Raw genomic sequence first — 14,103 nt, forward strand, 5'->3', positions numbered from 1 at the left:
AATATTGAAAATTATAGTTCTGAAGTATTTAAAAACATATTACACCATTTGTCTATGGTTGGGCATGGCATTGTCTGTTTGTGCACAGCAAACGCATTATACTTATCATGATCAAGAGAAAACCCAGCTTAAAGAAATATACCATGTAGACGACTCTGCCAAAAATTTACTTCAGGGCAAGTACATGTCTTATTACATTAATGGAAACATAGAGTCTACTGGCCAATTTGATAAAAACGAAACGGTAGGAGTGTGGGAGTTTTACTATGAAACCGGCATGTTAAAGATGCGCGGTAACCTTCAAGGGAAAGGAAGTGATGGACTGTGGCAATACTTTTATGAGAATGGAGAAAAAAGTATGGAAGGCCATATTGTCAATGAGAAGCGTGAAGAGGAATGGAAGATATATTATGAAAGTGGAGCGCTGAAGGAGAAAGGTGATTTTAAAAATGGAATGAGGGAAGGACTTTGGCATACTTACTATGAAGATGGCACCATTAAAGGAAAAATAGATTATAGTTTTGGAAAAGGGACTTTTACTGAGTTTTATTCTACTGGGGAGAAGAAAGGAGAAGGGCCAAAATCCGATGACGATAATGTAGGTATTTGGAAATATTATTTTCGTGATGGTGCAATACAGGCATGGGGACAATATGAGTCCGGAAAAAAAGTAGGTGAGTGGGTATATTATCATCATGCAGGAGGTATTTCAGCTAAAGGAAGTTTTAATGATGGTAAGCCTGAGGGTAAGTGGAATTATTTTCATGAGAATGGTACGGTAAGTTCATCCGGTGCTTTTGAAAATGGTCGTAAAAATGGTGACTGGTCAGTGTTTTACCCTGATGGTAGCCTCAAAGGCAAAAGTAATTTTGAGGCTGGAGAAGGAATATATACCGAGTATTATGCCGATGGCAATATTAAGATTGAAGGTCCTATCAAGGATGATAAGAATAACGGCTTATGGAAGTACTATAACCCTGATGGATCACTTAAAGGTGAGTGTGATTTTGTAGAGGATAACGGTATGTATTTTGGTTATTTTCATAATGGTGATTTACAGACTAAGGGACCAATCGAGGAAGGACGAAAAGCGGGTAAATGGGAGATTTATAATAAAGATGGTTCGCTTTCTGGTTATTATAGACCCGTTTATAAAAATAATTTTTTTGATAATACTCAGCATGGTTATGCCGGTAAGAAGGTGCGTTATGGGGTGGCAGAGTATCGATACAAACAAAAAAGATTTAAATATTTTGATAGTAAAGTAAATGAGTTCCAAGGGGTGATAGTAGGGGGCAATCCTGTATCATCATTAGTGGGGCGAGTGCCAGTGGCTATAGAATACTATATGCAAGAGCGGTTGGGGTATGAATTGGAAGTAGAAGGTATTAGAGACCCTTTTTATATAAGGGATAAGAAGGTGCCTATAGACGAAAAGTACAAAAGAGGGTTTGATATCGCGTTAAGACAAAAGTTTTATAACCCAGCAAACTTTGGTTTATGTTATTTTGGGCATGAGTTGCGTTATACTAATCTAAAGCATTTTGCTAATCAATTAGATGTAAATGAGACAGGAACTGATATTAGGGCAAAGGCAAAGGAACATCAGGTGGAATATAGTTTGATGCTGGGGTGTAGGCTTATGCAGCACACCAGGTCATCTGGCTTTACTGCAGATGCATTTGTAAGTATTGGGGCTGGTTATAGATCTTTTAATGTAGAATCACCACAATATGAAAGAGCATTTGATAATTTACCTCAGGGAGATATTACATTTGCTTATAATTTTGGTTTAAATATAGGGTATACTTTTCCCTTTAATAATCGTAGACGAAGATAATTTAAGGATAAAAACCTTACATAATTTTGAGTAAGATAGTTGAATTAAAACTTCGGCCAGAGGAAGCCTTTGACGAAGTACGTTTTGCAGATGTGCTAAATAAGAAGTTTCAGACTAAGTCACATCGAATACTAAAAAGATCTATTGATGCCAGAGGGAGTTCCGTTTGGGTTAAAGTAAAAACGGAGTTGTATTATAAGGAAAACCTGCCCCCTTTAATTACTTATAAAAAGGAATATCCTAATGTTACTGATAAAAAGGCAGTAATTATTGTTGGTGCCGGGCCAGCGGGGCTGTTTGCGGCTTTACGTTTGATCGAGTTTGGCATTAAACCCATTGTGTTAGAAAGAGGAAAGGATGTGAAGGCTCGTAGAAGAGATCTTGCCGCTATTAATAAAGATCAGGTTGTAAATCCCGATTCCAATTATTGCTTTGGAGAAGGGGGAGCGGGTACTTACTCTGATGGTAAACTGTATACCAGGTCAAAGAAGAGGGGTGATGTACAACGTATATTGGAAATATTAGTGGCTCATGGTGCTCGTGAAGAAATTTTGTTTGATGCTCATCCGCATATCGGTACTAATAAATTACCCAAAATAGTAGCAGAACTAAGAGAGAGTATCATTGCCGCTGGAGGGGAAGTTCATTTTGAGAGCAGGGTTTCAGATATTATTCTTGATAAAGATGAAATGAGGGGGGTAGTACTGGAGGATGGTAATAAAATAACTGCTGAAGGTGTAATACTTGCTACAGGGCACTCTGCAAGAGATATATTTCAGTTACTAAATGATAGAAATGTAAACATTGAAGCTAAACCTTTCGCCTTGGGCGTAAGGATTGAGCACCCACAAGCCCTTATCGATAATATACAGTACAGTTGTGGTGCCAGTCGCGGAGAGTTTTTGCCAGCGGCATCATACGCATTGGTAAATCAAGTTATTCAAGGAGCATATAAAAGAGGTGTTTTCTCATTTTGTATGTGTCCGGGTGGTTTTATAGTGCCCTCCGCTACAGCACCAGGAGAAGTTGTTGTGAATGGAATGAGTCCATCAAGGCGTGATTCACGTTATGCGAATTCGGGTATAGTAGTAGCTGTAGAGTTAAGAGATGTTAAGGCATATAAGCAGTATGGTGAATTATCAGCCATGTATTTTCAAAAGCATATCGAGCAAATGGCTTGCGAGATTACTGGTGGTGGACAAGTTGCTCCTGCTCAAAGAATGGTAGATTTTGTAAATGGCCGAGTAAGCAATGGTTTACTCGATACCTCATACCAGCCAGGACTAGAATCAGTAAACATGGATGAGGTGCTGCCAAGTTTTATTACAGATGGGTTAAAGTCGAGCTTCAAGGCTTTTGGCAAAAAGATGAAAGGATATTATACCAATGAGGCTCAAATAATAGGAGTGGAGAGCAGAACGTCATCTCCAGTAAGAATACCACGAAACAAAGAAAGTCTTGAGCATGTTAGTGTTAAAAGGTTTTATCCTTGTGGCGAAGGAGCAGGCTATGCCGGAGGAATTGTTTCTGCTGCCATGGACGGTGAAAGATGTGCTGAAGCAGTTCTTCAGCAGTATTTAGGAAAAGATGTGAACTAACATGAAAAAGACAGTAATTATAGGGGCAACTAATAACCCTTCTAGGTATGCCTATTTGGCTGCCGAAAGACTGAAGGCTAATGGTCATGAGATAGTGCCCATTGGAATAAAAAAGGGGGAGGTTTTAGGAGAGCAAATACAAGATTTACGGGCAAAACCTGAAGTAGAGGCAGTTGATACTGTGACTTTATACATTGGTCCTCATAATCAGCCTGAATGGTATGATTACATTGTGGGGTTGAAGCCTAAAAGAATAATTTTCAACCCAGGTACAGAAAATCCGGAATTGGAGCAGCTAGCAGAGCGTAATAAAATTGAAGCGTTACGAGCATGTACACTGGTGATGTTAAGTGCGAAGAGTTACTAATAAACTTAAGGGGTTGCTATTAAGCAACCCTTTTTTATTGCCAGTCAAATAGGGATTGTGTCGAAGTTATTAAAGAAAACCTTCTGTCATTATCTAATATCATTTTTGAGTGTCGGCTAAGAATCAAAAATGATTTCAACTATAATTAATTAGATTTTCCATTCCTGAATCATGATGTTTATTGGTTTCATTTTGGGAATAAAATTCCGTTTGTGAGATAAATTGCAAAATATTCTCTGGTAATAAAATGCTGTTGTTAATATAAAAGAATCAATAATCTTGAATTACGCCTGCTGTAAATACTTGAAATTCAAAATAGAAAACGATTTCGTATAACTGGCGTAGGTTTTGTTTAGCTCGGAATGACACTAAACAACAATTCAATGAACAATACCAAACTCAGGTTTTTATTTTTTAGTATTTTTTTGATATCCAGCTTGCCAAGTATGGGGCAGCAAACTTTTAAAGGACAAAGCTGGGCTGAAGTAAAGTCAGCCGGCCAGGGTACATTATCAGTGGTGTATCATCCAATGGCCAACTTAATAGAGGAAAGTTCTGATGGGAAAATAGAGGGAGTGTGTGTGGAATTGTTAAATGATTTTTCTCTGTATGTACAACAGAAATATGGCGTATCACTAAATATTAGATACTTAGATAAGGAAGTTGTTTTTACGAAATTTATGAGTAAAATAGAAAACTCTCAAAATGTATTAGGGGTATCTAGTATCACTGTTACGAAAGAACGCAAGGACAAAATAACTTTTACGCCCCCGTACCTTATCGATCCTGTGGTTTTACTTTCTAATAAAGCCACCGGGGATTTATCTTCATTAGACGATATCGCTACTAAATTTGCTGGCTATGATGCCATGGCCATTGGCGGCAGTTCACACCGAGAAAGTTTAGAGAAGATCAAAAGTAAGTTTAATCCTGATATGAAAATTGTTACATATCCTACAGAAGATGCTGTTATTGAGCAATTGAAAACGAACACTAATAGTTTTAGTTTGCTGGATTATACTGAGTTTATCGAAATTGCTAAACAAAGGATGCCCATAAAAAGACATATGTTAAACCTAAAGGCATATGATGAAGAGGTGGCTTTTGCCATGCCAAAAGGGTCTGATTGGAAAGCGGTATGGGATGAATTTTTAACTCCAAAATATCGAAGCAGTATCGGGTATAGGAAAATTATTGTAGACCATTTGGGATCGCCCTTTTTAAACCTGATAACACAAATGTAAGTAGTTTTAAACGATTGAATTTCTTAAAGAGGTTAAGCATGCTTAACCTCTTTTTTGTTTTAAGCAAGTAGTATTGTTTGAAAAAATGAGTAAATAATATTTTAAGGCTTTAATAAGGCTGTTAACTATTAATAAAGCTGAAAAAAACGTAAGAAAAGAGCGCTAAAAGTTGTAGTTTTGAGAGACTTTGGATGATCCATATGTGGCGCTAAAAAGGAAAATATATTAATTGAATTGGCGTGACATTGTAGGGATGTTTTTTAAAGGAAAATTTCACAGATGAGCGAAAATAAAGAAAGTAAAAAAGAGTATTCAGCGGGTAATATTCAGGTACTGGAAGGTCTTGAAGCGGTTAGAAAAAGACCTGCCATGTATATTGGAGATGTAGGCGTAAAAGGTCTGCACCACCTGATTTGGGAGGTAGTTGATAACTCTATTGATGAGGCCTTAGCGGGGCATTGTGATGAAATTTTTGTTACCATTAACGAGGATAACTCCATAACTGTAATGGATAACGGTAGGGGGATTCCTACAGATTATCACGAAAAAGAAAAAAAATCAGCTCTTGAAGTAGTAATGACTGTGCTGCACGCAGGAGGTAAATTTGATAAAGATACATATAAGGTTTCTGGTGGTCTTCATGGTGTAGGTGTTTCGTGTGTTAATGCGTTATCTACAGATCTTAAAGCTACCGTACATAGAAATGGAAAGGTTTATGAGCAGGCCTACAAAATAGGTGTTCCTCAGCACGATGTAAAGGAAGTTGGTACTACAGATAAAACCGGTACCATTATTCACTTTAAACCTGATAATACTATTTTCACTGCTTCAGAGTATAACTATGAAACAGTAGCATCTCGATTGAAAGAACTCGCGTATCTTAATGCTGGTATCAAAATCCACCTAAAGGATATGAGAGAGCTGGAAGAAGATGGTGAGCCAAAGAATGATACTTATTTCTCTGAGGGAGGATTACAGGAATTTGTTTTATTCCTTGATAGCGCTAGAGAAGCACTTATTCCTGATGCTATTTTCATGGATAGCGAAAAGGGAGATACTCCTGTTCAAGTAGCTATGAGTTATAATACATCTTATAGTGAAAATGTTGTTTCTTACGTAAATAACATTAATACCATTGAAGGAGGAACTCACGTAGCAGGTTTTAGAAGAGCCTTGACAAGAACCTTAAAAGGATATGCAGAGAAATCTGGATTGCTTGATAAGGTGAAGGTTGATATAGCAGGAGATGACTTTAGAGAAGGCCTAACGGCAGTAATTTCTGTAAAGGTAGCAGAACCTCAGTTTGAAGGGCAGACCAAAACTAAGCTGGGTAATAGTGAGGTTAGTGGTGCTGTAGATGTAGTAGTAGGGGAAATGCTCACCAATTACTTAGAGGAGAATCCCAAAGAGGCTAAGCAAATAGTACAGAAGGTTATACTAGCAGCACAGGCACGTCATGCAGCGCGCAAGGCTCGTGAAATGGTGCAGCGTAAGAATGTAATGAGTGGTACAGGGCTTCCTGGTAAGCTGGCCGATTGTTCTGATAATAATCCTGAAATTTGTGAAATATACCTAGTGGAGGGAGATTCAGCAGGTGGATCAGCTAAGCAAGGTAGAGATAGAAAGTTCCAAGCTATATTGCCTTTGAGAGGTAAGATCCTTAACGTAGAAAAGGCCCAAGAGCATAAAATCTACGAGAATGAGGAAATTAAAAATATGATCACAGCTTTAGGCGTGAGTTTCGGAACAGAGGAGGATGATAAAGCGTTAAATATGGAGAAGCTTCGTTATCATAAAGTAATTATTATGACGGATGCTGATATTGACGGTAGTCATATTCGTACTTTGATATTAACTTTCTTTTTCAGGTATATGCATGCATTAATTGAAAAAGGATATTTATATATTGCTTTACCTCCGTTATATTTATTAAAACGAGGCCGCGAAGAAAGATACTGCTGGACGGAAGAAGAAAGGTTGAGGTTAGTAAGCGAAATGGCCAAAGATGGTAAAGAAGATTCTGTAAACGTACAGCGTTACAAAGGTTTGGGAGAGATGAACCCTGAGCAGTTGTGGACTACTACAATGGACCCAGAATTTAGAAGTTTGAAGCAGGTGACTATTGAGTCTGCTGCTGAGGCGGATCATTTATTCTCTATGCTAATGGGCGATGAAGTAGCCCCTAGGAGAGAGTTTATTGAGCGCAATGCAAAGTACGCTAAGGTGGACGTATAATTTAGTATAAGAAATTAAACCAATCAATAATAAAGGGTTTCAAGTGATTGGAGCCCTTTTGTTGTTATATACATATGATAGTTTCTGAAAGAGTTAAAAAACAAATAGTACAAAGTGATTATGTAAGCCGTGATTTAAGTTGGATCAACTTTAATTACCGTGTTCTTGATCAGGCAAAAAACACTGAGAAAGATTTAATCGAAAGGCTTAAATTTCTTTCTATTACCTCTTCTAATTTAGATGAGTTTTTTACTATCAGGGTGGGTAGTTTGTATAATTACCTCGATTATAATAAACAGCGAATTGATTACTCTGGACTTAGAGAGGTGCCTTTTAAAAAGGTGTTATTAGGCCGAGCCAAAGAATTTGCAAATAAGCAACAAGACTTATATCTCAACGAGCTAATGCCTCAGTTTTCTAAGGCTGGCTTTGAGATTATAATGTATAAAAGGTTGAGTGCGGAGGAGAAAAAGAGAGTGATAGAGTACTTTGAGAGTACTATTTATCCTATGCTTACTCCTATGGTATATGATAATTATCATACTTTCCCAATATTAAGTGCTAACAGATTTGTGCTTGGAGTAGTTACTTCAAGTATTGAGGATGGGTTAAATAACAAAAAGCTTAGTTTCATACAGGTGCCGGCTAATTTGCCACGTTTCTATGAAATAGAGAAAGACGATAAGATTTACTTTGTTCCTATTGAAGACATTATAAGAAGTAATGCACATTACTTATTTAGAAATGTTAAAATTCAATCTATCAACTTGTTTAGAATTACTCGTAATGGTGATTTTACCTTAGATGAGAGTGATGATATAGAAGCCAACTTTCTTGAGGAGCTAAAGCAAAAGTTAAAAACAAGAAGAACAGGGCGTGTGGTTAGGATTGAGGTTTCGGGGAGGCCTGATTCTTGGATGATGAAAGTATTGAAAGAAAGATGGAGTATTGACGAAGATAATATCTTTCATACTAAGAAAAAAAGCCTCATGGATTTTACAGGCCTCATGCAAATTGTGGCTCATCGTAATTTTAAAGGGCATCATAACGATATGCTCGAGCCCGTACCTCCACTGAGCTGTCCGGATATTCGTAATGAAAACATATTTAATGTATTAAAGGAGCAAGATGTATTGTTACATCATCCTTATAATAATATAGAGCCAGTAATTGACTTGCTGGAGCAGTCTGCGGAAGACCCAGGAGTTTTAGCTATCAAAGTTACTATTTATAGGCTGGCTAAAGAAAGTAGGGTGACAGCGGCATTATTAAAGGCTGCAGAAAACGGGAAGCACGTTTCTGTTTTATTTGAAGTAAAGGCAAGGTTCGATGAGGAGAATAATTTAAGGGAAGCGAAGCGACTTCAAAAGGCTGGGTGCTTTGTGATTTATGGCTTTAGCAGTTACAAAACTCATACTAAATTATTATTGATTGTAAGGAAAGAAGAAGAGCATGTAACCAGGTATGTGCACTTATCTAGTGGTAACTATAACGAGTCTACCTCTAAATTATACACTGATTTAGCGCTTTTAACTACCAATGATGTCTTAGCTAATGATGTCTCAGAGTTTTTTAATGTAATAACCGGGCATAGCATGCCTGATGTATATAAAAACCTCATAACTGCACCTAAGGATATGAAAAAGCAGTTAATAGACATGATTAGGTATGAGGCTGATAATGCTAGAAATGCAAAGAGCTCTGGAATAGTTATAAAAATGAATTCACTTCAAGATAAAGAAGTGATAGATGAACTTTATACTGCATCGCAAGCAGGGGTACCCATTAAGTTAATAGTTAGAGGTATGTGTTGCTTAAGGCCAGGGCGATTAGGCTTGAGTGAAAATATTCAGGTCCTATCTATCGTTGGGCATTTCTTGGAGCATTCAAGAATATATTACTTCCATAATCTGGGCAAATCTAAGGTGTATGTAGGCAGTGCTGACATGATGGTAAGAAGCTTTGAGCGTAGGTTAGAATCACTTTTCTTAATTACTGATAACCTGCTCAAAAGACAAGTGATTAATATTTTGCAGTACAACCTGAAAGATAACGTTAATAGCTATTTGATGTTGGAAGATGGATCATATCAAAAGAAGGAAGTACAAGAGGGAGAGGAGGAATTTAATATCCACAAAGAGTTTTATAAAGTTAGCAAAGACAATCTTCAAGACTTGGACTTAACTTTTGAAGAACCACTAAAGAAAGTGGAGGAGAGTAAAGTGGAAGAGGAGGAGCCTGCAAAAGAGCCCGAAGAGAAAAAGGAAATAGAGAGTAATTAGTAAGTAGATAAAGTTCACTTTTAAGTGAACTTTATCTTTTCTTTAGAGGCATTTCTTTCATAAAGGTGTTGCATCATTCCATCTTTTAACCCCACATCGGGTACAATTATATTTTTAGCATTGGCCCATTCCATCACCGAGATATAAATTTCTGAAGCGGGAATAATTACATCTGCTCGGTCGGGGTTAAGCTGCAGATCATTAATTCTCTCACTCATAGACATAGAGGCAATGTACTTTTGCACTTCTTTTACTTTTGATAATGAAAGCTTTTCGCCACGCACTTTTTGAGCTAGTTCAAAAATTTTATTGATGTTACCTCCAGTACCTACGGCAGTTATAGCTTCGGTATGTTCTTTCATTTTTTCTACCACCCATTTGTTCATGTTTTTCCAAATAACGGGGCTGTCGTGATGCTGTAGTCTACGTACCGAACCTATTTTGAAAGAACGTGTGGCTATTTTCTTACCTCCTTTGAGTATGTTGAGCTCCGTGCTTCCTCCTCCTACATCAATATGCAGATAGTTTTTTCTTCTATCTAAGAAAGAGCTGATGGCATTGTTGATTAAAGATGCTTCTTTTGCTCCATCAATAATTTTAATATTAAGGTTGATTTCTTCTGCCACCTCTTTCACTATATCTACACCATTGGTGGCCTCGCGCATGGCGGAAGTGGCGCAGGCCATGTAATCATCTACCTCATATAAGTCAATTAAAAGCTTGTAAGCCTTCATTAACTTTTTAAATTTTAACTTTTTAGCATTGCTAATGGCTCCAGTGGTAAATACGTCCTGACCTAAGCGTAAAGGAAAGCGTACGTATTCCATTTTTTTAAAATTAAGCTGGCCTTTACTATGTATGGTAGAGGTAACTTGCATTCGTATGGCGTTGGAGCCTATGTCTATAGCAGCTAGTTTCAAGTGGCGGTTGTTTTTTGTTTAAAAATAAGAATATCCGCGTTTATACTATAACTTTGAATAATTCTTTACAATTTTAGTTGCAAAAGTATTGCAGATATGAATATAACAGATAAACTTAAGAAAAAGATATTAATACTCGATGGTGCTATGGGTACTATGATTCAGCGCCATAAGCTTACTGAAGATGACTTTAGAGGCGAGTATTTCAAGGGACATAACTGTGACTTGAAAGGTAATAACGATTTATTATCCATTACAAGACCTGATATAATTAAGGATATTCATAGAGCTTATTATGCTGCGGGGGCAGATATTGCTGAAACGAATACTTTTAGTGGCACTACAATAGCTCAGGCAGATTATAATCTTGATGCAGAAGCGGTATATCAAATCAATTATCAGTCGGCCAAAATAGCCAAAGAAGTAGCGGAAGAGTTTACTGCTGCTGAGCCTGATAAACCTCGTTTCGTTGCTGGGTCTATAGGCCCCACAAACAAAACAGCTTCGTTATCTCCCGATGTAAATAACCCAGGTTATAGAGCCATTACTTTTGAAGAATTAGCCAACGCTTACAAATTTCAAGCTAAGGGACTAATTGAAGGAGGATCAGATTTGTTACTTGTAGAAACTGTTTTTGATACTTTAAATGCAAAGGCTGCGTTGTTTGGTATATCTGAATTGTTTGAAGAAATAGGAGGAGAATTACCTATAATGGTGTCAGGTACAATTACCGATGCCAGTGGTAGAACACTATCGGGGCAAACCACTCAAGCATTCTTAATTTCCCTTGAACATATGCCGCTTTTAAGTATAGGACTTAACTGTGCTTTGGGAGCGAAGGATCTAAGACCTTATTTGCAAGTATTAGATAAAGAATCATCATTCTTTGTTAGTGCGCATCCAAATGCAGGCTTACCTAATGAATTTGGTGAATACGATCAGACTCCAGCTGATATGGCAGGTCAGATTGAAGAGTTCTTAAAAGAAGGTCTCATAAACATTATTGGAGGTTGCTGCGGTACTACTCCAGACCATATACAGGCTATAGCCGAAATGGCAGCCAAGTACCAGCCACGAGAAGTGGGAGAGGTAGCTGAGCTCTAAATACCATACAATAGATAATTTAAGGCTAAATTCGATTGATAAAGTTAAATAGGAGGGGAATTAAAAGGGAAAATCAATAGAACATTCAATCGGTTTGTTGTTAAACTTATGTAACTTATAACCAAAACCAAAATTTTGTATTTCTAATCAACTCTATGGCTAGAACAATAATAGTATCAAACAGACTTCCAATAAAAGTACAGCGAGATGATGAAGGTGAATTAACTTATAAACCCAGTGAAGGAGGGCTGGCTACGGGCCTAGGATCTATTTATAAAAAAGGCGATAATGTTTGGGTAGGATGGCCTGGTTTATACTTTGAAGAAGATGACCATGAAGGGCAGCAGGAGGTAACTGACAAGTTGCATTCGGAAAACATGGAGCCGGTATATCTCTCTGAAGCTGAAATTAAGCTTTATTATGAAGGTTTTAGTAATGAAACCTTATGGCCTACATTTCACTATTTTAATCAGTATGCTCTTTATAAGCGATCTTACTATGAGGCTTATGAAGAAGTAAATCAGAAGTTTTGTGATGCTGTTTTAAGTTTAGCTAATCCTGATGATACCATCTGGATTCACGATTACCAGTTGATGTTACTGCCTGATATGATCAGACAGAAGTTACCTGAGGCAAGCATCGGCTTTTTCTTGCATATTCCGTTTCCTTCCTTTGAGGTGTTTCGTTTGTTGCCGTGGAGACGCGAGTTGTTAGACGGTGTTTTGGGAGCTGATTTGGTAGGTTTTCATACCTATGATGATATGCGTCACTTTTTAAGTGCCGTCAGTAGAATTTGTTTTATTGGAAACCAGCAAGGCCAAATTACTAAAGATAGAAGAAGTATAGTTGTAGATTCGTTCCCTATCGGAATAGATTACGATAAATATGCTAGTAGTTCTGCTGCACCTGCCACGCTAAGTAAAGAAGTTAAATTTAGAACTTCTATGGGTGATCAGAAATTGATGCTTTCCATAGATAGGCTCGATTACTCTAAGGGCATACCCGCTCGTTTACAGATCTTTGATATATTTTTAAGTAAATACCCAGAGTATAAAGGTAAGGTGTCCCTTATCATGGTGGTAGTACCATCTAGAGATCAGGTAGAGAAGTACAAGGATTTAAAAGAAGAGGTTGATTTATTGGTAGGTAGAATTAATGGTAAATATGGCTCTATGAACTGGACGCCAATTCATTATTTTTATCGCTCATTCCCGTTAGATGACCTATCAGCATTTTATCGCATGGCCGATGTAGCTTTGGTTACACCTATGCGCGATGGAATGAATTTGGTTTGTAAAGAATATGTGGCCAGCAAGCTAGATAAGAAGGGTGTCCTTATTTTAAGTGAGATGGCCGGTGCATCAAAGGAACTTAGTGAGGCGCTTATTGTAAATCCTAACGATAAACATCAGGTGGTAGATGCTATTTACCAAGCATTAAAAATGCCTGTTGAAGAACAAGAATTGCATATGGATTATATGCAAGAAACCATTAAGAAATTTAATATTCACCACTGGGTTAAATTATTTTTAGAGCGTTTGGAAGGAGTAAAAGAAGTTCAAAAGAAAATGTCAACTAAAGTGCTTGATGACAAGATGCGAGCCAAAATAGTAGACAGTTTTAAAGAAAGTAAAAAGAGTCTGTTCTTTCTGGATTATGACGGTACGCTCTCTCCTTTTAATAGTGACCCGCAAAAGGCTGCACCTGATGCAGAACTAATAGATTTGCTAACAAAGTTAACTGCTAAGGAGAATACAAATGTTGTCATTATCAGTGGACGTGATAAAACAACACTTCAAGCTTGGTTAGGAGACTTAGATGTAGAGTTTGTAGGTGAGCACGGTGTATGGTTAAAGCAAAGAGGCGAAGATTGGAAAACCGTGGAAAACCTCGATGCCAGTTGGAAGAAAAAGATAGGACCTATTTTGGATATTTATACAGATAAGACTCCTCGTTCTTTTATAGAAGAAAAAGACTATTCACTAGTATGGCACTACAGACAAGTAGAGACGGGCTTAGGAGAGTTAAGAGCCAGAGAGATAATTAGTCACTTAAAGTACATTTCTTCTAATATGAATTTAGAAGTATTGGAAGGAAATAAAGTAGTGGAGATTAAAAATCTTGAAATCAATAAAGGTAAGGCTACTAAGAGATGGATGGATGGTAAATCTGATTTTATCATGGCCATTGGAGATGATTGGACTGACGAAGATACTTTTAAAGCAATGCCAAAAGAGGCGTATACTATCAAGGTAGGTGACTTAAAGTCAGCTGCAAAATATAGTGTAAAAGATCACTTAGCAGTGAGAGAGTTGTTAAAATTACTGGTAGAGTAAAAGCGAATTAAAAATAAATGAGAGGCCTGAATTGAGAAATTCAGGCTTTTTTTATGCCTTAGTTAGTAGATAATTAATAAAAGGCAATGTTTTTTGAAGCTTAGGGTTTAAAGCTTTCAATCCATGAGAATAATTTAGTGGTGCTAAAGATGCTATGGATTGAGATTTAACCATAAA

Annotated in this window: 9 protein-coding genes; 8 read left to right on the forward strand and 1 reads right to left on the reverse strand. The window is 37.3% G+C overall.

Going from position 1 to position 14,103, the window contains the following annotated elements:
• Positions 1–4: 4 nt before the first annotated feature.
• The 6 genes from ACXACQ_RS14590 to ppk1 all read left to right on the forward strand — a co-directional run bounded on the left by ACXACQ_RS14590 (position 5) and on the right by ppk1 (position 9,566).
• Positions 5–1,840 (forward strand): toxin-antitoxin system YwqK family antitoxin, encoded by a 1,836-nt coding sequence (locus tag ACXACQ_RS14590; protein ID WP_474976691.1) that lies wholly within the window; start codon positions 5–7, stop codon positions 1,838–1,840.
• Between the two features lie 26 nt (positions 1,841–1,866).
• Positions 1,867–3,438, forward strand: coding sequence for an NAD(P)/FAD-dependent oxidoreductase (locus ACXACQ_RS14595; protein WP_474976692.1), 1,572 nt, complete (start codon positions 1,867–1,869; stop codon positions 3,436–3,438).
• Position 3,439: 1 nt separating this feature from the next.
• Positions 3,440–3,805: a CoA-binding protein gene (locus tag ACXACQ_RS14600; RefSeq protein ID WP_474976693.1), complete on the forward strand. Its 366-nt coding sequence runs from the start codon at positions 3,440–3,442 to the stop codon at positions 3,803–3,805.
• A 383-nt stretch (positions 3,806–4,188) separates the two neighbouring features.
• Complete coding sequence (locus tag ACXACQ_RS14605) at positions 4,189–5,049, forward strand: substrate-binding periplasmic protein (protein ID WP_474976694.1); 861 nt, start codon at positions 4,189–4,191, stop codon at positions 5,047–5,049.
• 279 nt (positions 5,050–5,328) lie between these two features.
• On the forward strand, positions 5,329–7,284 hold the full coding sequence (gene gyrB, locus ACXACQ_RS14610; protein ID WP_474976695.1) for a DNA topoisomerase (ATP-hydrolyzing) subunit B: 1,956 nt from the start codon (positions 5,329–5,331) through the stop codon (positions 7,282–7,284).
• 74 nt (positions 7,285–7,358) lie between these two features.
• Positions 7,359–9,566, forward strand: a complete 2,208-nt coding sequence (gene ppk1, locus ACXACQ_RS14615) for a polyphosphate kinase 1 (protein ID WP_474976696.1) — start codon at positions 7,359–7,361, stop codon at positions 9,564–9,566.
• Positions 9,567–9,586: 20 nt separating this feature from the next.
• On the opposite strand, the gene ACXACQ_RS14620 is transcribed toward ppk1, so the two are convergent.
• The gene (locus ACXACQ_RS14620; RefSeq protein ID WP_474976697.1) at positions 9,587–10,486 is read right to left on the reverse strand and encodes a Ppx/GppA phosphatase family protein; all 900 of its coding nucleotides are present in this window, start codon (positions 10,484–10,486) and stop codon (positions 9,587–9,589) included.
• Between the two features lie 96 nt (positions 10,487–10,582).
• Between ACXACQ_RS14620 and ACXACQ_RS14625 the strand changes: the two genes are divergently transcribed.
• Both ACXACQ_RS14625 and ACXACQ_RS14630 read left to right on the forward strand, forming a co-directional pair.
• On the forward strand, positions 10,583–11,590 hold the full coding sequence (locus tag ACXACQ_RS14625; RefSeq protein WP_474976698.1) for a homocysteine S-methyltransferase family protein: 1,008 nt from the start codon (positions 10,583–10,585) through the stop codon (positions 11,588–11,590).
• A gap of 155 nt (positions 11,591–11,745) precedes the next feature.
• On the forward strand, positions 11,746–13,926 hold the full coding sequence (locus ACXACQ_RS14630) for a bifunctional alpha,alpha-trehalose-phosphate synthase (UDP-forming)/trehalose-phosphatase (protein WP_474976699.1): 2,181 nt from the start codon (positions 11,746–11,748) through the stop codon (positions 13,924–13,926).
• The last annotated feature ends 177 nt before the right edge of the window (positions 13,927–14,103 follow it).

This window comes from Fulvivirga sp. AWR4_260 (assembly GCF_056158185.1).

What these genes read in the sequence shown, in the direction of transcription:
- ACXACQ_RS14630 (WP_474976699.1), top strand. Translation starts at nt 11,746, where the DNA reads ATGGCTAGAACAATAATAGTATCAAACAGACTTCCAATAAAAGTACAG.
- gyrB (WP_474976695.1), top strand. Translation starts at nt 5,329, where the DNA reads ATGAGCGAAAATAAAGAAAGTAAAAAAGAGTATTCAGCGGGTAATATT.
- ACXACQ_RS14605 (WP_474976694.1), top strand. Translation starts at nt 4,189, where the DNA reads ATGAACAATACCAAACTCAGGTTTTTATTTTTTAGTATTTTTTTGATA.
- ACXACQ_RS14625 (WP_474976698.1), top strand. Translation starts at nt 10,583, where the DNA reads ATGAATATAACAGATAAACTTAAGAAAAAGATATTAATACTCGATGGT.
- ACXACQ_RS14600 (WP_474976693.1), top strand. Translation starts at nt 3,440, where the DNA reads ATGAAAAAGACAGTAATTATAGGGGCAACTAATAACCCTTCTAGGTAT.
- ppk1 (WP_474976696.1), top strand. Translation starts at nt 7,359, where the DNA reads ATGATAGTTTCTGAAAGAGTTAAAAAACAAATAGTACAAAGTGATTAT.